This window comes from Streptomyces sp. 35G-GA-8, assembly GCF_023534745.1.
Classification (GTDB): Bacteria; Actinomycetota; Actinomycetes; order Streptomycetales; family Streptomycetaceae; genus Streptomyces.
Genome location: NZ_JAMHJQ010000009.1, coordinates 153,026 through 176,716 on the forward strand (window position 1 = coordinate 153,026; position 23,691 = coordinate 176,716).

General features: G+C 68.2%; 21 protein-coding genes. 9 read left to right on the top strand and 12 right to left on the bottom strand.

The features are described from left to right. Window positions 1–2: 2 nt before the first annotated feature. The 6 genes from gyrB to dnaA form a co-directional block, all read right to left on the bottom strand. Entirely contained in the window at window positions 3–2,081 is a 2,079-nt protein-coding gene (gene gyrB, locus M1203_RS21790; RefSeq protein WP_308404891.1) for a DNA topoisomerase (ATP-hydrolyzing) subunit B, read from the bottom strand. Window positions 2,082–2,534: 453 nt separating this feature from the next. Then, on the bottom strand, window positions 2,535–3,155 hold the full coding sequence (locus M1203_RS21795; RefSeq protein WP_249951453.1) for a DUF721 domain-containing protein: 621 nt from the start codon (window positions 3,153–3,155) through the stop codon (window positions 2,535–2,537). After that, complete coding sequence (gene recF / locus M1203_RS21800; protein ID WP_249951454.1) at window positions 3,152–4,360, bottom strand: DNA replication/repair protein RecF; 1,209 nt, start codon at window positions 4,358–4,360, stop codon at window positions 3,152–3,154. The genes M1203_RS21795 and recF overlap by 4 nt, the downstream gene beginning before the upstream one ends. Before the next feature lie 32 nt (window positions 4,361–4,392). Next, window positions 4,393–5,280, bottom strand: a complete 888-nt coding sequence (gene gnd, locus M1203_RS21805) for a phosphogluconate dehydrogenase (NAD(+)-dependent, decarboxylating) (protein WP_249951455.1) — start codon at window positions 5,278–5,280, stop codon at window positions 4,393–4,395. A gap of 89 nt (window positions 5,281–5,369) precedes the next feature. Then, on the bottom strand, window positions 5,370–6,500 hold the full coding sequence (gene dnaN / locus M1203_RS21810) for a DNA polymerase III subunit beta (RefSeq protein WP_249951456.1): 1,131 nt from the start codon (window positions 6,498–6,500) through the stop codon (window positions 5,370–5,372). 883 nt (window positions 6,501–7,383) lie between these two features. Then, window positions 7,384–9,159 carry a chromosomal replication initiator protein DnaA gene (gene dnaA, locus M1203_RS21815; RefSeq protein ID WP_249951457.1) on the bottom strand — a complete coding sequence of 592 codons (1,776 nt, stop codon included), beginning with the start codon at window positions 9,157–9,159 and terminating at the stop codon, window positions 7,384–7,386. Window positions 9,160–9,535: 376 nt separating this feature from the next. On the opposite strand from dnaA, the gene rpmH reads away from it, so the two are divergent. The 9 genes from rpmH to M1203_RS21860 all read left to right on the top strand — a co-directional run bounded on the left by rpmH (window position 9,536) and on the right by M1203_RS21860 (window position 16,422). Then, window positions 9,536–9,673: a 50S ribosomal protein L34 gene (rpmH, locus tag M1203_RS21820; RefSeq protein WP_030354375.1), complete on the top strand. Its 138-nt coding sequence runs from the start codon at window positions 9,536–9,538 to the stop codon at window positions 9,671–9,673. 26 nt (window positions 9,674–9,699) lie between these two features. Then, entirely contained in the window at window positions 9,700–10,071 is a 372-nt protein-coding gene (gene rnpA / locus M1203_RS21825; RefSeq protein WP_249951458.1) for a ribonuclease P protein component, read from the top strand. Then, window positions 10,068–10,427, top strand: a complete 360-nt coding sequence (yidD, locus tag M1203_RS21830; RefSeq protein ID WP_249951459.1) for a membrane protein insertion efficiency factor YidD — start codon at window positions 10,068–10,070, stop codon at window positions 10,425–10,427. Before rnpA ends, yidD begins: the two co-directional genes overlap by 4 nt. Before the next feature lie 3 nt (window positions 10,428–10,430). Beyond that, a complete protein-coding gene (yidC, locus tag M1203_RS21835) occupies window positions 10,431–11,708 on the top strand; it encodes a membrane protein insertase YidC (RefSeq protein ID WP_249951460.1) in 1,278 nt (425 codons plus the stop codon). A 14-nt stretch (window positions 11,709–11,722) separates the two neighbouring features. Beyond that, window positions 11,723–12,241 carry a R3H domain-containing nucleic acid-binding protein gene (locus M1203_RS21840; protein ID WP_249951461.1) on the top strand — a complete coding sequence of 173 codons (519 nt, stop codon included), beginning with the start codon at window positions 11,723–11,725 and terminating at the stop codon, window positions 12,239–12,241. A gap of 104 nt (window positions 12,242–12,345) precedes the next feature. After that, window positions 12,346–13,062: a 16S rRNA (guanine(527)-N(7))-methyltransferase RsmG gene (rsmG, locus tag M1203_RS21845; protein WP_249951462.1), complete on the top strand. Its 717-nt coding sequence runs from the start codon at window positions 12,346–12,348 to the stop codon at window positions 13,060–13,062. A gap of 265 nt (window positions 13,063–13,327) precedes the next feature. After that, window positions 13,328–14,404, top strand: coding sequence for a ParA family protein (locus M1203_RS21850; RefSeq protein ID WP_249951463.1), 1,077 nt, complete (start codon window positions 13,328–13,330; stop codon window positions 14,402–14,404). Next, window positions 14,401–15,501, top strand: a complete 1,101-nt coding sequence (locus M1203_RS21855) for a ParB/RepB/Spo0J family partition protein (protein WP_249951464.1) — start codon at window positions 14,401–14,403, stop codon at window positions 15,499–15,501. Before M1203_RS21850 ends, M1203_RS21855 begins: the two co-directional genes overlap by 4 nt. A 303-nt stretch (window positions 15,502–15,804) precedes the next feature. Then, window positions 15,805–16,422 (top strand): GNAT family N-acetyltransferase, encoded by a 618-nt coding sequence (locus M1203_RS21860; RefSeq protein ID WP_249951465.1) that lies wholly within the window; start codon window positions 15,805–15,807, stop codon window positions 16,420–16,422. 96 nt (window positions 16,423–16,518) lie between these two features. On the opposite strand, the gene trxA is transcribed toward M1203_RS21860, so the two are convergent. The 6 genes from trxA to murJ form a co-directional block, all read right to left on the bottom strand. Then, on the bottom strand, window positions 16,519–16,851 hold the full coding sequence (trxA, locus tag M1203_RS21865) for a thioredoxin (protein ID WP_249951466.1): 333 nt from the start codon (window positions 16,849–16,851) through the stop codon (window positions 16,519–16,521). Between the two features lie 42 nt (window positions 16,852–16,893). Then, on the bottom strand, window positions 16,894–17,865 hold the full coding sequence (gene trxB / locus M1203_RS21870; protein ID WP_249951467.1) for a thioredoxin-disulfide reductase: 972 nt from the start codon (window positions 17,863–17,865) through the stop codon (window positions 16,894–16,896). Between the two features lie 118 nt (window positions 17,866–17,983). Further along, window positions 17,984–18,967, bottom strand: coding sequence for a hypothetical protein (locus tag M1203_RS21875; RefSeq protein ID WP_249951468.1), 984 nt, complete (start codon window positions 18,965–18,967; stop codon window positions 17,984–17,986). Further along, window positions 18,964–19,668, bottom strand: a complete 705-nt coding sequence (sigM, locus tag M1203_RS21880) for an RNA polymerase sigma factor SigM (RefSeq protein WP_249951469.1) — start codon at window positions 19,666–19,668, stop codon at window positions 18,964–18,966. Before sigM ends, M1203_RS21875 begins: the two co-directional genes overlap by 4 nt. Before the next feature lie 25 nt (window positions 19,669–19,693). Continuing rightward, window positions 19,694–21,403, bottom strand: coding sequence for a protein kinase family protein (locus M1203_RS21885; RefSeq protein ID WP_249951470.1), 1,710 nt, complete (start codon window positions 21,401–21,403; stop codon window positions 19,694–19,696). Between the two features lie 120 nt (window positions 21,404–21,523). After that, a complete protein-coding gene (gene murJ, locus M1203_RS21890; RefSeq protein WP_249951471.1) occupies window positions 21,524–23,671 on the bottom strand; it encodes a murein biosynthesis integral membrane protein MurJ in 2,148 nt (715 codons plus the stop codon). Window positions 23,672–23,691: the final 20 nt, after the last annotated feature.

The following is a 23,691-nucleotide window of genomic DNA, read 5'->3' on the forward strand; positions in this document are numbered from 1 at the left end:
ACTCAGATGTCGAGGAAGCGGACGTCCTTGGCATTGCGCTGGATGAACGACCGCCGTGCCTCGACGTCCTCGCCCATCAGCACCGAGAACAGATCGTCGGCCTGGGCCGCGTCGTCCAGCGTGACCTGGCCGAGCACCCGGTGGTCGATGTCCATCGTGGTGACCCGCAGTTCCTCGGCGTTCATCTCGCCCAGGCCCTTGAAGCGCTGGATCGAGTCCTCGCGGATGCGCTTGCCGTTCTGCTTGCCCAGCTCCACCAGGGCGTCGCGCTCCCGGTCGGAGTAGGCGTACTCGAAGTCGTCCCGGCCCCACTTGATCTTGTAGAGCGGCGGACGCGACAGATAGACGTGCCCCGCCTCGACCAGGGGACGCATGAAACGGAAGAGGAACGTCAGCAGCAGCGTGTTGATGTGCTGTCCGTCGACATCGGCGTCCGCCATCAGGATGATCTTGTGATAGCGGAGCTTCTCGATGTCGAAGTCCTCGTGCACACCGGTGCCGAACGCCGAGATCAGCGCCTGCACCTCGGTGTTCTGGAGGATCTTGTCGATCCGCGCCTTCTCGACGTTCAGGATCTTGCCCCGGATCGGCAGGATCGCCTGGTACATCGGGTTACGGCCCGACTTCGCGGAACCACCGGCGGAGTCACCCTCGACGATGAAGATCTCGCACTTCGACGGGTCATTGGACTGGCAGTCGCTCAGCTTGCCCGGCAGCGACGCGCTCTCCAGCAGCCCCTTGCGCCGGGTGAGATCCCGCGCCTTACGAGCGGCGACCCGGGCCGTGGCGGCCTGGATCGACTTGCGGATGATGTCCGCCGCCTCGTTCGGGTTGCGGTCGAACCAGTCCGTGAGGTGCTCGTGCACGATCTTCTGGACGAAGGTCTTCGCCTCGGTGTTGCCGAGCTTCGTCTTCGTCTGGCCCTCGAACTGCGGCTCGCCCAGCTTGACCGAGATGATCGCGGTCAGACCCTCGCGGATGTCCTCGCCCGCCAGATTGTCGTCCTTCTCGCGCAGGAACTTCTTCTCGCGCGCGTAACGGTTGACCAGACCGGTCATCGCCGCGCGGAAGCCCTCCTCGTGCGTACCGCCCTCATGCGTGTGGATCGTGTTCGCGAACGAGTAGACACCCTCGCTGTACTGCGCGTTCCACTGCATCGCGATCTCGACCGAGAGCATCCGCTCCTTGTCCTCGGCCTCGATGTCGATGACCGTCGGATGGATCAGCTCGCCCTTGCGCGAGTTGAGGTACTTCACGAAGTCGACGATGCCGCCCTCGTAGAAGTACGTGACCGTGCGGGCCGGCTCCTCGCTCGTGCCCTCCGTCACGTCCGTGCCCGCGACATCGGCGCCCACGACGGCCTTCGCCGACTCGCGCTCGTCGGTCAGCGTCAGGGTCAGGCCCTTGTTGAGGAAGGCCATCTCCTGGAAGCGCCGGGACAGCGTCTCGAAGGAGTACTCCGTCGTCTCGAAGACGTCCGGGTCGGCCCAGAACACCACCGTCGTACCGGTTTCCGACGTCGCCTCGTTACGGAGCAGCGGAGCCGTCGGCACACCCAGCTTGTAGTCCTGCGTCCAGCGGTAGCCGTCCGTCTTGACCTCGACGGCGACCTTCGACGACAGGGCGTTGACCACCGAGACGCCGACGCCGTGCAGACCACCGGAGACGGCATAGCCGCCGCCGCCGAACTTGCCGCCCGCGTGCAGGACCGTCAGCACGACCTCGACGGCCGGCTTGTTCTCGGACGGAACGATGCCCACCGGGATACCGCGACCGTTGTCGACCACGCGCACCCCGCCATCGGCCAGGATCGTCACGTCGATGGTGTCCGCGTGCCCGGCCAGGGCCTCGTCGACGGAGTTGTCGACGACCTCGTACACCAAGTGATGCAGCCCACGCTCACCGGTGGAGCCGATGTACATGCCGGGCCGCTTGCGGACCGCGTCCAAGCCCTCGAGCACGGTGATGGCACTGGCGTCGTACGAGGCCGTGACCTCGCCGTTCTCTCCAGTGGCGGTGGACGGAGTCTTCTCAATGGGGTTGCCGGAATCGGCCACGAAGCGCCCTTTCTGGCACAGCACAGGCCGTTCTCCGGCAAGCGGGAGCGGCTGCGTCGTTCGGCTTGTATCGACGGGTCCCGCAAGCACAGCGGGATTTTCCACCAGTCTACCGGTAGCGCCGACCCGAATGGGGGTTTGCCGGTACCTGAGTCCGCATGTGCCGTCCTGAAGGAGCGCCTGCCGACTCCCCATATTCAGGAAGGGGCTCCAAGAGGCTCACACCCGCGTTGAGCGCTTCGGCCTGTCAACCTCCCACTACGGTGAGGGACACCTCAATCTCCCCAGGCGTCCCGCCAGGACATCCCGGGGGCGGAGAGAGGGCCGGAGCAGCACGGCGACCGGCGCGCGAGGGACCCCACGACCACATCCCGGACCCGCCGCCGGGGACCGGGCAGCGGTCGGCAGAAGGGTCCCGCCGAAGCCGAAATCCCTGGTCAGAGCCCTCTTCCAGGTGTCAAGGCGGAACCGGCGCCATCAGCCGTACGTGTCACCCGGGCCCTTGCTGCCCGGCGCCCGCAGCCGGCCGAACCGCTGCGGCGGACCACCCGGGCCCAGCACCTTGATCAGCCGTACGGTGCCCTGCCCCAGGTCCTCGTTCAGCCGCGCCACCAGCCGAGGCGCCAGCAGCCGCAGCTGCGTCGCCCACGCCGTCGAGTCGCACTGCACCGTCAGCACCCGCTCGTCGTCACCGTCGTCGTACCGCTGCGGCACACAGTGTTTCGCCACGTCCTCACCGACGATCTGCGGCCACCGGCCCATGACTCCGCCCACGGCCGCCGGCGTCTCCCAGCCCCGCTCCGTGATCAGCCGGTTGATCGCCGCACCCAGCGGCAGCGGATCACGGCCGTCCGCCCGCGCCCCCGAACGCAGCCCGCCGCCCCGCCGCGCCTGCTTCTTCTGCTGTGCGGCGGCGCCCCGCGCCCGCGCCTGCTCCTTCGCCGCGCGCAGCGCGACCCGCGCCAGATCCACCCCCGACGACTCCGGGATCCCCGGCGCCCCGAGCCCCCCGGGGGCCGCGGAGGAGCCCGGCAGCTCGGCGGGCCCCCCGAATCCGTCGGCCCCGGCCGCCCCGGACGGCCCCCGAGAAGTACTCATACGCGCTCCACCATGCCGTCGGCCACCGCGAACCGCGCCCCGGCCAGCACCCCCGGCACATCGTCGTCGACTGCCGCCGTCACCAGCACCTGCTCGCCCGGAACCACCAGCTCCGCGAGCCGCTCCCGCCGCCGCGCGTCCAGCTCGGCGAACACGTCGTCCAGCACCAGCACCGGCTCATTGCCCTCGGCGCGCAGCAGATCGTACGAGGCCAGCCGCAGCGCCAGCGCGAACGACCAGCACTCGCCATGGCTGGCGTACCCCTTCGCGGGCAGCCGGCCCAGCCTCAGCACCAGATCGTCGCGGTGCGGACCGACCAGCGTCACCCCCCGCTCGATCTCCTGCTTGCGCACCCCGGCAAGGGCCGCCAGCAGATGCGCGTACAGCTCATCGCGCGAGGCCACCCCCGAGGCCATGAGCCCGTCCCCGGCCCCGGTCCCCGAAGCGGCGCCGCCGGCAGCGTCGGGCGCTGCCGCATCACCAAAATCGCCGGGATCACCGGCGGAGGAACGGTACTCCAGCGCCACCGGACCGCCCCCCGGCGCCAGTTGCTCATACGCCTTGTCGGCCAGCGGCTGGAGCGTCGCGATCAGATCGACCCGCTGCGCCAGCAACTCGGCCCCCGCGCGCGCCAGATGCTGGTCCCACACATCCAGCGTCGACAGATCCATGCCACGCCCGCCGTGCCGCCGCGCCATCGCCGCCGACTTGAGCAGCGTGTTGCGCTGTCTGAGCACCCGGTCGTAGTCCGACCGCACCCCGGCCATCCGGGGCGACCGTGCCGTGATCAGCTCGTCGAGGAACCGGCGCCGCTCTCCCGGATCGCCCTTCACCAGCGCCAGATCCTCCGGCGCGAACAGCACCGTCCGTACGATCCCGAGCACATCACGCGGTCTGACCTGCGAGGACCGGTTGATACGCGCCCTGTTCGCGCGGCCGGGGTTGAGTTCGAGCTCCACCAGTTGCGACCGTTCGCCCTGGGTGACCGCGGCCCGGATCACCGCACGGTCCGCGCCCATCCGCACCAGCGGGGCGTCCGACGACACCCGGTGACTGCCGAGGCTCGCGAGATAGCCGACCGCCTCGACCAGATTGGTCTTTCCCTGCCCGTTCGCCCCCACGAACGCGGTGACGCCCGGATCGAGCGGTACCTCGACCCGGGCGTAGGACCGGAAGTCGGCCAGCGACAGATGCGTGACGTGCATGGATGTACGCGGGCCTCCCCCGGCTACGGGCTCTACTTCTTCGGCTTGTTCGGCTCGACCGCGTGGCCGCCGAACTGATTGCGCAGCGCCGAGACCATCTTCATCTGCGGCGAATCGTCCTGCCGGGACGCGAAGCGCGCGAACAGCGACGCGGTGATCGCGGGCAGCGGCACCGCGTGGTTGATGGCCGCCTCGACCGTCCACCGGCCCTCGCCGGAGTCCTCCGCGTAGCCCTTCAGCTGCTCCAGGTGCTCATCCTCGTCCAGGGCGTTCACCGCCAGATCCAGCAGCCAGGAACGGATGACCGTGCCCTCCTGCCAGGAGCGGAAGACCTCACGGACGTCGGTGACCGAGTCGACGCTCTCCAGCAGCTCCCAGCCCTCGGCATAGGCCTGCATCATGGCGTACTCGATGCCGTTGTGGACCATCTTGGCGAAGTGGCCCGCGCCGACCTTGCCCGCGTGTACGGCCCCGAAGTCGCCCTCGGGCTTGAGCGCGTCGAAGATCGGCTGCACCTGCGCCACATGCTCCGGAGTACCGCCGTACATCAGCGCGTAGCCGTTCTCCAGGCCCCAGACGCCGCCGGAGACACCGCAGTCGACGAAGCCGATGCCCTTGATGCCCAGCTCGACCGCGTGCTTCTCGTCGTCCGTCCAGCGGGAATTCCCGCCGTCCACCACCACGTCGCCGGGCGACAGCAGCGCGGCCAGCTCGTCGATCGTGGCCTGGGTCGCGGCACCGGCCGGAACCATCACCCACACCACTCGCGGACCCTTGAGCTTGCTCACCAGCTCCTGGAGGCTGTGGACATCGGCGAGGTCCGGATTGCGGTCATATCCGATGACGGTGTGGCCTGCGCGGCGGATACGCTCGCGCATATTGCCGCCCATCTTGCCGAGACCGACGAGACCGAGCTCCATCAGGTGTTCCTTAAGCGTTGAGGCGATTCGTACCCGGGTTTGTACCCGGATCCGAGCCTACGCCCGGACCCGGCCACTCACCTGTGGGGTCAGCCGCTCAGGCGTACCGGCATGATCAGGTACTTGTACGCCTCGTCCGCCTCCGCGTCGACGGCCGGCCGGCCGCTGAGCAGAGCCGGCTTCGTGGACGTCGTGAAGGAGAGCTGGGCGACCGGCGAATCGATCGCGCTGAGCCCGTCGAGCAGGAAGGTCGGGTTGAAGGCGATCGAGATGTCATCGCCCTCCAGCTGCGCGTCGACGCGCTCCACAGCCTGTGCGTCGTCGCTGGAACCGGCCTCCAGGATCAGCACGCCCTGCTCGAAGCTCAGCCGCACCGGGGTGTTCCGCTCGGCGACCAGCGCCACGCGCTTGACGGCCTCGACGAACGGGGCGGTCTCGATCACCGCGACCGAGTTGAACTCGGTCGGGAAGAGCGTGCGGTACTTCGGCAGATCACCTTCGAGCAGCCGGGTGGTCGTACGCCGCCCGGCGCCCTCGAAACCGATCAGCCCCTCGCCGGCGCCCGCCCCGGAGAGCGCCAGGGTGACCGTGTCACCGCTGGTGAGGGCCTTGGCGGTGTCCAGCAGCGTCTTGGCGGGCACCAGCGCGACGGCGGACACATCGGAGGCTTCCGGCTTCCACAGGAACTCACGGACCGCGAAGCGGTAGCGGTCGGTCGAGGCCAGGGTGACCGTGTCGCCCTCGATCTCGATCCGTACGCCGGTCAGCACCGGCAGCGTGTCGTCGCGGCCCGCGGCGATGGCGACCTGGGAGGCGGCCGACGCGAAGACCTCACCGGGAACGGTGCCCGTCGCGGTCGGCATCTGCGGCAGCGCCGGGTACTCGTCCACCGGAAGGGTGTGGAGCGTGAAGCGCGACGAGCCACAGACCACGGTCGCCCGTACACCGTCTGTGGAAATCTCCACCGGTCGGTTCGGCAGCGCGCGGCAGATGTCGGCGAGGAGCCGGCCGGAGACGAGGACGGTGCCGTCCTCCTCGACCTCGGCGTCCACCGAGACCCGCGCCGAGACCTCGTAGTCGAAGCTGGAGAAGCTGAGAGCGCCGTCCTCGGCCTTCAGCAGAAGGCCTGCGAGTACGGGCGCCGGCGGACGGGCCGGGAGGCTACGGGCCACCCAGGCCACCGCCTCCGCGAGTACATCGCGCTCCACCCGGATCTTCACCGGAACCGCCTCCTGCTGTTGCTGGCTCGCCCTGCTGGCCTTCGTCGTCGGCTGTGATGCCGGGGACCAGTCTGACGTACGGCACCGACAGTCGGTGCGGCTGCGGGTCAAGTCGGCGCAGCAGGTGCCGAGGGCTCCGGGGCCGAGTTGTGCACAGGGCCTTCTTCGAAGCTGATTCCCCGTTAACTCTGAGTGGGAGTAGTAGTAGGGCCTGTGGAAACCGTGGATAACGTCATTCGCGCAGGTCAGACCCGTTTTTTTGTCCACCGACCCTGTGGGCGCCGTCCGTGGACAACCCGGTCGTTCTGTGGACGGGCGAAAGTTCTGCACAAGCGATGCACAGGACACAGGGACTTCTCCCCAGCCACGTCCCCAGCTTTACCCACGTTCCCCACAGCCCAATCGACCTCCTTGGTGTGACGCCTTTCACTCGACTCAGCGATGCCGGGCGTTTCGTTGCCGAACAGTGGACAGGGGTGTGGAGAAGCTGTGGGAAAGAGCGGCCCGCCTGTGGGCTGCCGGTGGACAGCGGCGCCGACGCCCTGTGGAAGAATTTTTCGTCCACAGTCTGTGGAGCGGCGGCGGCCACAAATCCACAGGGCTCTGACCTGCCCCGATGGCTTCCCGTCGACTCTGCCTGTGGACGCGATCTGGACAACTTCTCGGTCCCCAGGCTGTGGACGGAAGATCGGGACCCGATCTGTGGAGAAGGACCCTCCACCGCCAGGTATTCGAACAGCGAGGGCTCTGCGGCGACACGCGGACCCGGTCGCCGCGGGGTCCACGCGAGGTTTACGCGAGGTCCGGAGAGCGCGAAGAGGCGCCCAGGGACCGTCCCGGACGGTGTCCCTGAGCGCCTCGGCAGCGGGCGGAGAGCCGGCTGTCAGCCGTTCTTGATGCGGTTGGTGAGCTCCGTGACCTGGTTGTAGATCGAGCGCCGCTCGGCCATCAGCGCGCGGATCTTCCGGTCCGCGTGCATCACGGTCGTATGGTCCCTGCCGCCGAAATGCCCGCCGATCTTGGGCAGGGAGAGATCGGTCAGCTCACGGCAGAGGTACATCGCGATCTGGCGGGCCGTCACCAGCACCCGGCTCCTCGACGATCCGCAGAGATCCTCCACTGTCAGCCCGAAGTAGTCGGCGGTCGCCGCCATGATGGCGCTCGCGGTGATCTCCGGGGCCGAGTCCTCCCCGCCCGGGATCAGATCCTTGAGCACGATCTCGGTGAGGCCGAGGTCCACCGGCTGCCGGTTGAGCGAGGCGAACGCCGTCACCCGGATCAGCGCGCCCTCCAGCTCGCGGATGTTCCGCGAGATACGGGAGGCGATGAACTCCAGCACCTCGGGCGGGGCGTTCAGCTGCTCCTGCACCGCCTTCTTACGGAGGATCGCGATACGCGTCTCCAGCTCCGGGGGCTGGACGTCCGTGGTCAGGCCCCACTCGAAGCGATTCCGGAGCCGGTCCTCCAGGGTGATCAGCTGCTTGGGCGGCCGGTCCGAGGAGAGCACGATCTGCTTGTTGGCGTTGTGCAGCGTGTTGAAGGTGTGGAAGAACTCCTCCTGCGTCGACTCCTTGCTCGCCAGGAACTGGATGTCGTCGACCAGCAGGATGTCGACATCCCGGTACCGCTTGCGGAAGGTGTCGCCCTTGCCGTCGCGGATCGAGTTGATGAACTCGTTCGTGAACTCCTCGGAGCTCACATAGCGCACGCGCGTGCCGGGGTAGAGGCTGCGCGCGTAGTGCCCGATGGCGTGCAGCAGATGCGTCTTGCCGAGCCCGGACTCCCCGTAGATGAAGAGCGGGTTGTACGCCTTGGCCGGGGCCTCGGCGACCGCGACCGCGGCCGCGTGCGCGAACCGGTTGGACGCCCCGATCACAAAGGTGTCGAAGAGGTACTTGGGATTCAGCCGGGCATGCGGCTCGCCGGGACCAGGCGCCGGGGCGGGCTGGGCGCCCAGCGGTCCCACCGATCCGCCGTGCGTGCCTCCGCGGCCGACATTGGGCCCCCCGCCATGGCGCGGGGAGGGCGGCTCCTGGAGTTCGCGCCGGTCGGGGCGCTGCTCGTACGGGGAGTGCTCGGGCCCCCCCGGCTGCCGGTAGTCGTGCTGCGGCTGCTGCTGGTGAGCGGTGGCGTACGGATCGCGATCCTGGTATCCGCCGAGCCGCGGCTGCTGCCAGGACAGGTCCTCCTGGGTCCGCGGCCAGGCGCCGGGGTCGGGGCGCTGCTGCTGGTAGTCCGGGTACGCGGGCCGTACCGACGGCATGCCGTCGTCCGACGGGCGGTGCCCGTAGCCGTCGTATGTATCGCCCTGCCGCTGCTCGTCATGGGGCGGCCCCTGGTAGCGGTGCTGCTGGGGCACGGGCGGGGCCGGCGGGGTGGGCTCGACCGCCGAGTCGTCGACGGTGATGGCGATCCGGATCGGGCGGCCGCACTCGTGGCTCAGCGTCTCGCTGATGAGCGGGGCGAGCCGGCCCTCCAGGACCCGCTTGCCCCATTCATTGGGGACGGCGAGCAGCGCGGTGTCGGCGACCAGTGCGAGAGGCTGACAGCGCTCGATCCACTGTTTGTCCTTGGGCTCGACGCCCTGCTGGCCCTCCCTGAGGAGCTGCTCCAGCACTCGTGGCCACACTGCGGCAAGATCGGCAGGTACATCAGCCACAAGGCACGCTCTCTCGCAGGTCCGGATCCCACGAATGCGTGGTGCTCGGGACGGGATGGGAAGACCGGCAGGAATTGAAGCCGGAGTTCAGCCACGGTAGTCAGGGCGGCCCGCGCGGTTCAAGTTGTTGTCCACAGCCTGTGCACAATGGAGCCGGGCATGGAGCGGGTTTGACCGGATGGCGTAGCCGCGCGTACCGTGACCAGGTCGAGTTGTCGATGGCTGCTGCCGCCTGCCTCCGATGGGCAAAGATCACGATCTGTGGTTGTGAAGCGGTGCACTCGGGCGTGATCGCGAGCTTCTCAGCTTCTCGTGGGCGCACGGTGACAGCCAGGCGATGTCCCGCCATCCACACATCATTTTCTGGAGCCCCCGAGTGAGCAAGCGCACCTTCCAGCCGAACAACCGTCGTCGCGCCAAGACCCACGGGTTCCGGCTGCGGATGCGTACCCGTGCCGGCCGCGCGATTCTCGCGACCCGCCGTGGCAAGGGTCGCGCCCGTCTGTCGGCCTGATCGCCTGATCGCCAACAGGTCATGACGTGCTGCCTACCGAGAATCGGCTGAGGCGGCGCGAGGACTTCGCGACCGCGGTACGCCGGGGACGCCGGGCCGGACGCCCGCTTCTCGTCGTCCATCTACGCAGCGGTGCAACGGACCCGCACGCGCCTGGGGAGAGCGCCTCCCCGACGCGTGCGGGTTTCGTCGTGAGCAAGGCCGTGGGTGGAGCGGTCGTACGTAACCAGGTGAAGCGGCGACTGCGTCATCTGATACGCGAACGACTGTCCGAGCTGCCCCCCGGTAGCCTGGTTGTCGTACGGGCGCTGCCGGGTGCGGGCGACGCCGAATATGGACACCTGGCCCGAGACCTGGACGCCGCTTTTCAGCGGCTGCTGGGAGGGGGCACACGATGAAGTACCCGCTGCTGGCTCTGATCAAGCTGTACCAGTGGACGATCAGCCCGCTTCTCGGGCCCGTCTGCCGGTACTACCCGTCGTGTTCGCACTACGGATACACGGCCATCGACCGACATGGCGCGGTGAAAGGCACGGCGCTGACCGCCTGGCGCATTCTGCGGTGCAATCCGTGGTCGCCGGGTGGTGTGGACCATGTGCCACCGCGCAAACGCCCGCGCTGGCATGAATCGCTGCGCAATGCCTGGCGCGGCCGTAAGGGCGGACACTCCGCCGCTGGCGTGCCTTCCGGGGGATTGGCCCCCGACACCCCGAGTCCGGCCGCAGAGACCTCGCCCAAAGCTCAAGGAGCCTGATTAGTGGACACGATTGCCAGTCTCTTCAGTTTTATCACCACACCTGTTTCATGGGTCATCGTCCAGTTCCACTCGCTGTACGGGATGATTTTCGGCCCCGACACGGGCTGGGCCTGGGGACTGTCCATCGTGTCCCTGGTGGTACTGATCCGGATCTGTCTGATCCCGCTGTTCGTCAAGCAGATCAAGTCGACCCGGAACATGCAGGTGCTCCAGCCCAAGATGAAGGCGATCCAGGAGCGCTACAAGAACGACAAACAGCGTCAGTCCGAAGAGATGATGAAGCTGTACAAGGAGACGGGCACCAACCCGCTCTCCTCCTGTCTTCCCATCCTGGCGCAGTCGCCGTTCTTCTTTGCCCTCTATCACGTGCTCTCCAGCATCGCGAGCGGCAAGACCATCGGGGTCATCGACCAGGGGCTGCTCGACAGCGCCCGTCAGGCGCATATCTTCGGCGCCCCGCTGGCCGCCAAGTTCATGGACAGCAGCGAGAAGGTCGCGTCCCTGAACGCCTCGCTGACCGATGTGCGGGTCGTCACCGCGATCATGATCGTGCTGATGTCGGCGTCGCAGTTCTACACGCAGCGCCAGCTGATGACGAAGAACGTCGACCTGACGGTCAAGACGCCGTACATGCAGCAGCAGAAGATGCTGATGTACATCTTCCCGGTGATCTTCGCCGTCACGGGTGTCAACTTCCCCGTCGGTGTGCTCGTCTACTGGCTGACCACCAACGTGTGGACCATGGGCCAGCAGATGTATGTGATCAACCAGAACCCGACCCCGGGCAGCAAGGCGCAGGACCAGTACTTGCAGCGTCTGCTCAAGAACATCACCGCGCACAGCGAGGTGCGGTCCCGTCGTAAGCGCTCCATCGTCCAGGCGATCGTGGCCAAGGGCCCGGACCGCAATGACAACGAGCGCAAGTTCTTCACGAGCCTGGCCAAGGCGGGGCTCGCCGCGCAGCCCGACGGAACGGTGATCAAGAGCGACACCGCCGCTGCCGAGGCCGAGTCCGGTGGTGCCGGCAGGCGGCAGCAGCCGAAGCGCCAGACGAAGGCGCAGCGGCAGGCAGCCGCCGCCCAGGCGGGTGGCGACAAGCCGGACCAGCCCAAGGACTCCGCGGCCGCAGGCGAGCCGGCGAAGACTTCGTTGCAGAAGGGCGAGCCGCAGGACACCAAGTCCAAGCCGGCGGGCAAGCCCGCCGCCGGTTCCGCACGCCAAGCCAAGTCGGGGCAGCGTAAGGGCCAGCAGCGGCCCAAGCACCCGTCCAAGAAGTAAGAAGGAGTCCATCCGTGACGGAAGGCACCATTTCCGCCGACGAGTCCGCCCCCGAGGGAGGCGACACCCTGACCCGCCTGGAGCAGGAAGGGGAGATCGCGGCCGACTACCTCGAAGGTCTGCTCGATATCGCTGATCTCGACGGCGATATCGACATGGATGTCGAGGCCGACCGGGCCGCGGTCTCGATCATCAGTGACTCGGCGCGGGACCTGCAGAAGCTTGTCGGACGCGACGGTGAGGTGCTGGAGGCGCTTCAGGAGCTGACCCGGCTCGCCGTGCACCGGGAGACCGGTGACCGCAGTCGGCTGATGCTGGACATCGCCGGCTTCCGGGCCAAGAAGCGTACCGAGCTGGCCGAGCTGGGAGCCAAGGCCGCGGACGAGGTGAAGAGCACCGGTGAGCCGGTGAAGCTGAACCCCATGACGCCCTTCGAGCGGAAGGTCGTGCATGACGCGGTCGCCGCCGCGGGTCTGCGCAGTGAGTCCGAGGGCGAGGAGCCGCAGCGCTTCGTCGTGGTGCTCCCTGCCTGAGCGGTCCATTCTTTTCGGCCCCGTCTGTTGCGCAGACGGGGCCGATCTTTGTCAGCCTGATAGTCAGCCACCGGTCGGTGGTTCGGTATGGAAGGACGGTTCCCGTGACGGAGGCAGCAGAGCTTCCCCCCGCACCGGACGAGGCGCGCACTGTTTTCGGTGAGTTCTTTCCGGAGGCTGTCCGCTACGCGGAACTGCTCGCGGACGCGGGGGTCAAGCGTGGCCTGATCGGCCCGCGCGAGGTCCCACGGCTCTGGGAGCGGCACCTGCTGAACTGCGCGGTGCTCTCCGAGGTCGTACCCGAGGGCGTGACGGTCTGCGATGTCGGTTCGGGTGCGGGGCTCCCGGGGATCCCGCTGGCGCTGGTACGGCCCGATCTGAAGATCACGCTGCTGGAACCTCTGCTGCGGCGGACGAACTTTCTTCAGGAAGTCGTCGAGCTGCTCGGCCTGGACCATGTGACGGTCGTGCGTGGCCGCGCCGAAGAGGTCCTCGGCACCCTGCAGCCGGTGCATGTGGTGACGGCCCGCGCGGTGGCTCCGCTGGACCGGCTGGCGGGCTGGGGGGTGCCCCTGCTGCGGCCCTACGGCGAGATGCTGGCGCTCAAGGGCGACACCGCCGAGGAGGAGATCAACGGGGCCCGTGCCGCACTGGGCAGGCTCGGTGTGATCGAGACCTCGGTCCTTCATGTCGGTGAGGGCATCGTCGATCCCCTGGCCACCGTGGTGCGAGTGGAGGCCGGGGAGAGCCCCGGCGGTGTGCGATTTGCCACGAAGAGGGCCAAGGCCGCACGGGCCGGCCGTGCGCGGCGGCGCCGTTGAGCCGTACAGTCCGTAGGGCCTATCAGTGATGCTCCATACAAGCTGCCATACCTATGCAATGCGGAGTGTCGTGACGGTGTAGCTCTGCGGCGCGTGCATCGTGTTTCACGTGAAACGTCGCTCACTGCTGCAGGGAATCATCGGCCGTGGCCGCGCTGCTGCTACGCCGCGTGGCCGAAAGCCCCTCGTAAGGGGGACGGGGTTGCCCACAGAGGCGGATTCATCCACAGAACCACGGGCCTCGCTGGTTCACGACCCCGAAAGCATGGCAGGCTCTGTCCATTGCGAGTCTGAAGTCGAGGAGGGTGAATCCTTGCGGTCCGACGCCAACATCGCGGGACCGATGACCGATCCGGTCCCCGGTCCCCGTACCGAGTCGGCGGGGGAGGATGTTTCACGTGAAACACCGCCCCCGATGGACGACACCCCCATTGGCCGTGCGGCCCAGCTGGCGGTGGAGGCACTGGGCCGCGCCGGCGAGGGTCTGCCCCGCCCAGAGCAGACGCGTGTCATCGTCGTCGCCAACCAGAAGGGCGGCGTAGGGAAGACCACCACCACGGTCAATCTCGCCGCCTCGCTCGCGCTCCATGGCGCGCGTGTGCTGGTGGTCGACCTCGATCCCCAGGGCAACGCCTCCACGGCGCTCGGGATCGACCATCACGCCGAAGTTCCCTCGATCTATGACGTCCTGGTGGAGAGCAAGCCACTCTCGGAAGTGGTCCAGCCTGTCCCCGACGTCGAAGGCCTCTTCTGTGCCCCGGCCACCATCGATCTCGCCGGTGCGGAGATCGAGTTGGTCTCGCTGGTGGCACGGGAGAGCCGACTGCAGCGGGCGATCGAAGCGTACGAGCAGCCGTTGGACTACATCCTTATCGACTGCCCGCCCTCGCTCGGCCTGCTGACCGTCAATGCGATGGTCGCCGGCGCGGAGGTGCTGATCCCCATCCAGTGCGAGTACTACGCGCTGGAGGGGCTGGGGCAGCTGCTGCGGAACGTCGACCTGGTGCGGGGGCATCTCAACCCCGCACTGCATGTCTCGACCATCCTGCTCACCATGTACGACGGCAGGACACGGCTCGCCTCGCAGGTGGCGGACGAGGTACGGAGCCACTTCGGCAAGGAGGTGCTGCGGACGAGCATCCCTCGGTCCGTACGAATCTCCGAGGCGCCGAGCTATGGGCAGACGGTGCTGACCTACGATCCGGGTTCCAGTGGATCGCTGTCGTATCTCGAAGCCGCCCGTGAGATCGCTCTACGGGGGGTCGGGGTGCACTACGACGCCCAGCAGGCCCATGTGGGAAGTCAGAACACTCAGCAGAGTTTGTCGGAGGGGATCCAGTGAGCGAGCGACGCAGGGGATTGGGACGTGGGCTCGGTGCTCTGATCCCTGCCGCTCCACAGGAGAAGCAGGTGGCCTCTTCAGGAGCGTCCACTGCCACTCCGGGGGCGGCTCCCGTACTGACCGCAGAACGCGGTGTGGCGGCCGCGAAGGTGACTTCGCTCCCGCAGGCCGCCATGGTGCCCGAAGTGGAGACGGTGGCGCCGGAGTTCGAAGCGGCGCCCGAGCCGACGGCGACGGCGGGGGCGCACTTCGCCGAAGTACCGATCGACTCCATCACGCCGAACCCGCGCCAGCCGCGTGAGGTCTTCGACGAGGACGCCCTCGCCGAACTGATCACTTCCATCAAGGAAGTCGGTCTCCTCCAGCCCGTGGTCGTACGGCAGGTGGGGTCCGAGCGCTACGAGCTCATCATGGGCGAGCGGCGCTGGCGGGCTTGCCGGGAAGCCGGTCTGGAACGCATTCCGGCGATCGTCCGTGCCACCGACGACGAAAAGCTGCTGCTTGACGCTCTGCTGGAGAACCTGCACCGTGCCCAGCTGAATCCGCTGGAAGAGGCCGCGGCCTACGACCAGCTGCTCAAGGACTTCAACTGCACGCATGACCAGCTGGCCGACCGGATCGGACGCTCACGTCCGCAGGTCTCCAACACGCTGCGGTTGCTGCGTCTCTCTCCCCCGGTGCAGCGCAGGGTCGCCGCCGGCGTGCTCTCGGCAGGTCATGCGCGAGCGCTGCTCGCGCTGGACGACTCCGAGGAGCAGGACCGGCTGGCACACCGCATCGTGGCCGAGGGGCTTTCGGTGCGCGCGGTCGAGGAGATCGTGACCCTGATGGGTTCGCGCCCGCAGAACTCCACCAAGTCGAAGGGACCCCGGGCCGGGGCCCGGCTGTCGCCGGCGCTCACCGATCTGGCGTCGCGTCTCTCGGATCGCTTCGAGACCCGAGTGAAGGTCGACCTGGGGCAGAAGAAGGGAAAGATCGTCGTCGAGTTCGCTTCAATAGACGATCTGGACCGGATTCTCGGCACCCTCGCGCCCGGTGAGGGACGCGTCCTGGACAAGAGCCTCGCCGAGGAAGCCGAGCAGGACGACGAGAGCTGAGGCTCCTGAACAGCCCCAGGGCGGGCCGTGTTCCATGCTTACCGGAACACGGCCCGCCCTTTGCTGTCTCGCGGTGTGCCGGACATCTGCGGGTGGATACGATGCGTTCTGGTATGGCGCATCCACCTTGATTCATCCCAGAAGGAGAGCGGGGGCCATGCGATCGGTGAGCCGCAGTCGGCTGTTATCGGCCGGACTGGGTCTTGGAGTGCTCGGCGGCTTCGTCGGCAGCCTGCTCAGGGAACGGAGCGCGCTGACGGCCGCCCGTGGCGCGGCAGGCGAAGGAAGTGAGGAACAGCCTCCATGGGGCGTCGGCTCGTACCGCTCACGCTGGACAACCTTCCCGACCTCCCCAAGCGCTGCCGAGCGTGTGTCTTCTGGGAGCTCGATCCGGTCAGCGGGGAAGCAGCGGTAAGGGCCGGAAGGGCCGAGGCCGAGAAGGAAGCCTGGATCTCGGCCGTTCTGCTGGAGTGGGGATCCTGCGGCCGCATTGTCTATATCGACGATATGCCGGTCGGCTTCGTGCTGTACGCGCCTCCGGCGTATGTGCCGCGGTCCATGGCCTTTCCCACGAGCCCGGTCTCCCCGGACGCCGTCCAGCTGATGACCGCATGGATCATGCCGGGGTATCAGGGGCAGGGACTGGGCCGGGTGATGGTGCAGACCGTGGTGAAGGATCTGCTGCGGCGGGAGTTCAAGGCGATCGAAGCCTTCGGCAATGCCCGCTGGAGGGAGCCGGCCTGTGTGCTCCCCGCGGATCATCTGCTCGCGGTGGGCTTCAAGACCGTACGCCCGCATCCCACGTATCCACGGCTGAGGCTTGAGCTGCGGACCACGCTCTCCTGGAAGGAAGACGTGGAGATGGCGCTGGACCGGCTGCTGGGCGCCGTCAAGAAGGAACCCGCGCTACGGCCGCTCTGAGTGCCGGGCAGGGGATACGGAAAACGGAACGGGCCGACTCCCCCACGGGGGAGACGGCCCGTTTCACGTGAAACATCGAGAGCCGGGGACGCCGACTTACTCGCCGATGAAGTCCTCAAGGTCCCTTACGAGCGCGGCCTTGGGCTTGGCGCCGACGATGGTCTTGGCAACCTCACCCTTGTGGTACACGTTCAGCGTCGGGATGGACATGACGCCGTACTTGGCTGCCGTGGCCGGGTTCTCGTCGATGTTGAGCTTGACGACCTCGATCTTGTCGCCGTGCTCGGCCGCGATCGCCTCAAGCGACGGGGCGATCTGGCGGCACGGTCCGCACCAGGCGGCCCAGAAGTCCACCAGTACGGGCTTGTCGCTCTTGAGTACGTCCTCGTCGAACGAGGCGTCGGTTACATGCTTCAGGTCGCCGGCCACGGCGGCCTCCTTAAATTCGCGGGGTGGGGTTGGTACAGCTGGTCAGACGGCGGCGGTCTTCTCCGCCGCGGCGTTCTCGCTGTCGCTGAGCGCGGCGAGGAAACGCTCCGCGTCGAGAGCGGCGGAGCAGCCGGTGCCCGCGGCGGTGATCGCCTGGCGGTAGGTGTGGTCGACTACATCACCGGCGCCGAAGACACCGGACAGGTTCGTCCGCGTCGACGGGGCGGCGACGGTGAGGTAGCCCTCGGCGTCCAGATCGAGCTGGCCCTTGAACAGCTCGGTCCGCGGGTCGTGGCCCACCGCGATGAACAGACCGGTCACGGGGAGCGCGGAGGTCTCGCCGGTCTTGGTGTTGCGCAGGGTCAGACCGGAGAGCTTCTGCTCGCCGTGGATCTCGGCGACCTCGCTGTCCCAGGCGAACTTGATCTTGGGGTCGGCGAAGGCGCGGTCCTGCATGGCCTTGGAGGCGCGCAGCGTGTTCCGACGGTGGACGATCGTGACGGACTTGGCGAAGCGCGACAGGAAGGTGGCTTCCTCCATCGCGGTGTCGCCGCCACCGATCACGGCGATGTCCTGGTCCTTGAAGAAGAAGCCGTCGCAGGTCGCGCACCAGGAGACGCCGCGCCCCGAGAGGGCGTCCTCGTTGGCCAGGCCGAGCTTACGGTGCTGGGAGCCGGTCGTGACGATCACGGCCCTGGCCTGGTGCACCGTGCCGGCCGTGTCGGTGACCGTCTTGATGTCACCGCTGAGGTCGACCGCGACGACATCGTCCGGGACGAGCTCGGCGCCGAAGCGCTCGGCCTGCGCCCGCATGTTGTCCATGAGGTCCGGGCCCATGATGCCGTCGCGGAAACCCGGGAAGTTCTCCACATCGGTCGTGTTCATCAGCGCACCACCGGCGGTGACGGCGCCCTCGAATACCAGCGGCTTCAGCGATGCGCGCGCGGTGTACAGCGCGGCCGTATAGCCGGCGGGCCCGGAGCCGATGATGATCACATTACGGACGTCGCTCACGGGTTCTTCCTCGTCTCTGCAGACTGCCTACTGGGGCCGGATCAACGACTTTCACCCCATCCAACGGATCCTACGGGTCCCGCATTCCCGAGGTGTCCCGGCTCCACGAAGGAGGGCGTCAGCGGCGGAGGTAGGTCTGCTTGAGGAGGACTTTCCCCTTGCCCGAAGGATCGCTGTCGATGCAGCCCGCATCGATCACATAGGCCTGGACCCGGGTGCTGTCGGTAGCGTCCGGCAGAACGACGAGATAGGCGCTGCTGCCCTGGTAGGTGCCCGGCTCGGCGGCGAGGGCGGGCGTGGCGCTGCCCGTGCCCTGCCGGACGCAGGGCGGCACCTCGGGCTCGGGCTGGAGCAGCGGCGAATTCGCCGTACTCCGGTCACCCCCGGTAGCGCGAGGCTCCTCGGCCTTCGAACCCTTGGACTCCTTGGCCGTGGCGCCCGAGGCCAGCAGAGCGTCCACGCGGCTCTGGAGCTGCGCCTCGGAGAACTCTGCACTGTCGCTCTTCGGGGCGCTGGCCATGGTGTCGGCCTGACTGTCGTTGCTGCCCGACGCTCCGATCGACTGGAACAGGAGAACGCTGACACCTACGGCCGCTGTTCCGAAGACGGCCCCCAGGACGGCATTGCGGCGGCGACGGCGGGTCTGCCCACCCCGGCCGGGGCCGGTGGCCGCCCTTGGACGGCCGGCGGGCCGGTCGGTCCGTACCGTCTCCGCCACCGTGGACTCCGCGGGACTCGGCGGGCCGGTCGGTGTGGCGACGGCCGGTGCCGTGAGGAGCCGGGCCGAGGGCTTCCGGGATGCGGGCGATGTTTCACGTGAAACATTCACTGTCTCGTCGGGGGCGGTGGCGTTCAGTAGCGCCTCCGCCGCCAGCGCGGCATCGATACGGCCGGCGACATCGGCCGGCATCCGCGGCGGTCCGGGCAGCGTGCCGAGCAGTCCCCTGATCTCTTCGAGCGAGTCATGGACATCCGCGCACAGAGCGCAGCCATCGAGGTGGCGCCGTACTTCGGCGGTACGGGACGGTGAGAGCAGCCCCTCCGTGAGATCGGAGATCTCCGAGACATCCGGGTGCTGATCCGTGTCGGTCGTGGATGTCACGCGCGCCCACCTCCGCCCTTCACTCCAGCAGGATCATTCGGTCCTGGGTCTCTTGGTTCCGATGCCGGTGGGACGGATGCCCCCGGCGTCCGGTTCCTTCCCCTGCCGAGACCGGTGTTATCCCTGGTGGCCCCGCGTAGATGCGTGAGCATGGGCAGCAATCTGGCCCGGCCGCGCGCACAGCGGCTCTTCACCGTTCCGGTGGGTACACCCAGCACCGCGGCGGCCTCGGCCACGGGATAGCCCTGCATATCGACGAGGACCAGGGCCGCCCGCTGCTCGGCGGGGAGCTTGGCCAGCGCCGCCAGCAGCTCACGGTGGAGATCCTTGCGCTCCGCGGGGGCCTCCGCCGACTCATGAGGCTCAAGAAGCTGTTCCAGCCGCTCGGTGTCATCCATGGGGGAGGTTCTGCGTGAGGCAGCCTTACGGGCGCGGTCGAGGCAGGCATTGACGGTGATGCGGTGCAGCCAGGTGGTCACGGCCGACTGCCCGCGGAAGGTATGGGCCGCCCGGAAAGCGGAGACCAGCGCGTCCTGGACCGCGTCCGCGGCTTCCTCCCGGTCTCCCAGCGTCCGGAGGGCCACTGCCCACAGCCGGTCCCGATGGCGCCGTACCAACTCACCGAAGGCGTGAGGGTGGCCCGCGACATGAGCGCTCAGAAGGTCTTGGTCGCTTGAGTCGCCGAGCGCGGCGTCGTCCAACAGTGAGCCCCCCTCCCCTGATCCCTCAGCCCGTGAACTTGATCTCGGAGATTCCTCCGCGGAAGCGGTCGGCGGACCCGTCCGGCGGCAGTTCGGTGATGTGGATCAATACGTACCGGGTTCGCACGGGCTTGTCGAGAGTGGTTTTGAGAGTACGGCCCACCGTCTCCAGCTTGGTGAGGCGCTGAGAGAAGTCCGCGAGCGCCGACGGGTCCGACGCGTCCGCACCGGCCGCGAGTACCTCTGCCTTCTGGCCCTTGCGGTACATATCGATATCGATACCGGACACATCCTTCACGCTGCCCAGATCGACGATGATTCCGGAGCCCTGCTTCCGGTCCGGCAGATTCCCGAAGTTCGGGTAGTTCTGGTACTGGAGCGTGATCCACGACGTGCCGGACTTGCCATCGATGGCGTTCGGTACGAGGGCCGGCTTTATCCCGGACCCGCTGGGCATGAACTCGGCAGCGTCGGCGATCTTGAGCTGCTTGAGGGGCTTGGGCGCCTTGTCGTCGCCTGTGGCCGGCTGGGTGGGCGCGGGGTCGTTCTCGCTGCCCTGGTCGAGGAGGTGGTCGGCGACCTGCCAGCTGCCTAGACCCAGCGCGGCGATGAGGAGCGCGGCGACGGTCCACTTCAGCGCCTTGCCGGTACGGCTCTGGAGCGGGGGTGGCGGGGGCGCCACCGGGGGCAGGGGCGGCGCTCCGAGGCCCGGCTGGGAGCGTCCATAGGTGCCCTGCTGGTAGGTGGTGCGCTGATACTCCGGCGGAGCGGTGAACGTGGGCTCCGGCGGACGGATGCGCGGCATCTCCGCGACGGCCGCGGCGAGCTCGTCGGGGGTCGTGCACGGCGGTTCCTGGCGGGAGGCGTGGGCGCCGTCATTGATCAGGGCGCGCATGGCGAGCTCGGAGAGGCCGCGGTGGACTCCGGCCCGGACCTGGTCGGGGGCGATGAGCCCGACGCCCTTGGGAAGGCCGGAGAGCCCGTACGCGTCGGTCTCGTAGGGCCAGCGCTGGGTCAGTGCCGCGTAGAGGAGCGCGCCGATCGCCTCGGTGTCGGTGCGCTGCGGCCGGTCCGCGCTGATCCCGCGCAGAGCGGCGTTCACAGCGAGGCCACGGATGCGGTACTGACCGGTGGACGTACGCAGTACCGCTCCGGGCGTCAGCCGCAGATGGGCGAGTCCTTCACGGTGAGCCGCCGCCATGGCCTGGGAGACCTGGCTGACGAGCTGGTACGCCTCGTGAGCCTCCATCGGTCCTGAGGCGAGGAGCGTGGTCAGCTCGACCGCGTCGGGCAGCCACTCGTGGACGACGTAGACGAGGTCGTTCTCCTCGACGGCGTCCAGGACCTGCACGAAGCGAGGGTCGCCGAGGAGGGCGGAGGACCGGGCCGCCGCCAGCACGGAACGGGCCCGTGGATGGTCGGCCGGCAGCAGATGGACGCCGACGGCGCGGCGCAGCTTCTCATCGACCGCTCGCCAGCTGCTGAAACCGTCCAGACGGGTGACACACTCCTCCAGGCGGTAGCGTCTGGCGAGTTTGTGGCCGCTGTGCAGCTCGGGCGTCGAGATGCCCGGCTCGGTGTTCTGCCGTTCGCTGCCCGTGCCCGGTGCGGACTTGTCCGCCTCGTCCTGGGCTTCCGCCAACCCGTCGGTCGTGGCCTTGCCCGCCTTGGCGGCCAGCGGTTCATCACCGCTGTTGTCGGCCACGTCGACGGCAGCCGTGCTACGTTCCGCCACCGTCGCTCCTGCCTCCCCATCCGTTGCGCACTATCCAACAGCCAAGCCAATTGTGCCCACAGTTGGACGCTATGCACGACACGCGGCAGCCGGTGATGGTTGTGCTGGACCGTGCCGCGGTTACCTTCCGAGGCGACCGCGGACCATGCCGACCATGGCGTTCATCTCTTCGATCCGCATCTTCTTCGCCGCGACGAAGAAGAGGGCCAGCAGGGCGAGACCGCCGCCGACCAGCGCCGCCAGCGAGCTGAGGGCGCTGCTGCCCAGAGCGTTCAGGACGGCGTAGGCGATCGCGCCGGCCGCGAGGGCCCCGGGGACGGCCGCCAGGCAGAGCCGGGCGTACGTACGCAGGACCCTGCCGCCGTCCAGATCGCCGCCCAGCCGGTTCCGCAGCCTGCGCCAGGCCACACCGACGCCGACCGCGTAGGCGAGGCCGTAGGAGGCGGCCATGCCGACGACGGCCCAGCGGGAGGGCAGGACCAGATACGAGACGCCGGAGGCGGCGGCGTTGACCGCGGCGACGATGACCGTGTTGTAGAAGGGGGTCCTGGTGTCCTCGTAGGCGTAGAAACCGCGCAGGACGACGTACTGCACGGAGTACGGGATGAGTCCGAGGGCGAACGCCATCAGGATGAAGCCCATGGAGCGTGCCGATTCCAGGCCGCTGGACGAGAACATCAGGATCGACAGCGGGACACCCAGCGCGAGGAACCCGAAGGCGATCGGAACGATCGCGACCGCCGAGTTGCGCAGGCCCTGGGAGATGTCGTCCCGTACCGCGCCCGGGTCGCCGTCGTGGGCGGCACGGGAGATCCTGGGCAGCAGGGCGGCCATGACGGAGACGGTGATGATGGCCTGCGGCATGCCCCAGATCAGCTGGGCGTTGCTGTAGGCGAGGATGCCGGTGCCGTCCTTGCCGGAGGCGACGCCTGCGGCGGTGGCGAGCTGGGTGACGACCAGGACACCGGCCTGGTTGGCGAGGACGAACAGCACCGTCCACTTGGCCAGCCTGACCGTCTTGCCGAGGCCGTGGCCCTTCCAGTCGAAGCGGGGACGGAACCGGAAGCCGGTCTCGCGGAGGTAGGGGATCATGGCGAGCGCCTGGACGACCAGGCCGAGCAGCGTACCGATGCCCAGCAGCCGCACGCCGTCCGGCGGGATCGTCTGCACGGTCATGCCCGAGTCCGCGGCGGTGCCGTACACCCAGATGAACAGACCGAACGTGGTGATCATGACGATGTTGTTGAGGACCGGAGTCCACATCATCGCGCCGAACTTCCCGCGCGCGTTGAGGATCTGGCCCATCACCACATGCACACCCATGAAGAAGATCGTGGGCAGGCAGTAGCGGGCGAAGGTGACGGCGACGTTGTTGGCGGCCGCGTCACTGGCGATCGGGTCCGACATCAGACGCACCAGCCACGGCGCCCCGAACACGGCGAGGGCCACGATCGCGCCGAGCGCCACCATGACGAGGGTCAGCAGCCGGTTGGCGTAGGCGACGCCACCGTCGTCGTCGTTCTTCATCGCCCGCACGAGCTGCGGGACGAACACGGAGTTGAGACCGCCCCCGACGGTGAGGATGTAGATCATCGTCGGCAGCGTGTACGCCACGGTGAAGGAGTCACCGAGCAGGGCCGCGCCCAGCGCGGCGGTGATCACCAGGCTCCGTACGAAGCCGGTGAGCCGGGAGACCAGCGTGCCCGCGGCCATCAGGGCACTGGACTTGAGCAGACCTGCGGCCTTGCCGCCCGACTTCTTGGGGGGCGGCGGTGCGGACGGGGGTTCGGGCTCCGGCGCGGTCAGCACCTGGCCCGAGCCCTGCTGGTCGCGGTAGAGATGAGCGAACGCGTCCGGCTGCGAGTCCTCGTCGCCGGCCCGGGAGACCAGGTCGTCGAGGCCGGTGAACTGGGTGGTCCTCGGGTTCTCCCCGTACGGGAGATGGCGCATCGGCCCTGAGGGCTCGGGCGGCGGGGTCTGGGCCCAGACCCGGGGATCGGGCGCGTTCTGCGGGGTGGGCGGCTGCTGGTAGAGCTGATGGGCCTCCGGATAGGTGCCGGGAGGCGGCGGCGGATGCGAGGCGCGGTCGTACAGCGCCTCCGTCACCGGATCCTGTGCGGAAAGGTCCTGTGACCAGTAGGGGTCCCGGTTGTAGGCATCCTGGACATAGGGATCCTGGGCGGACGGCGGAGTGGGCGTGGGCGGAATCTGGCCCGCCGGGTCGCCACCCGCGCCCTGCCCACGGTCACCGTCGTACGGCGCGTTCATGGTTACCCCACCTCATCGTC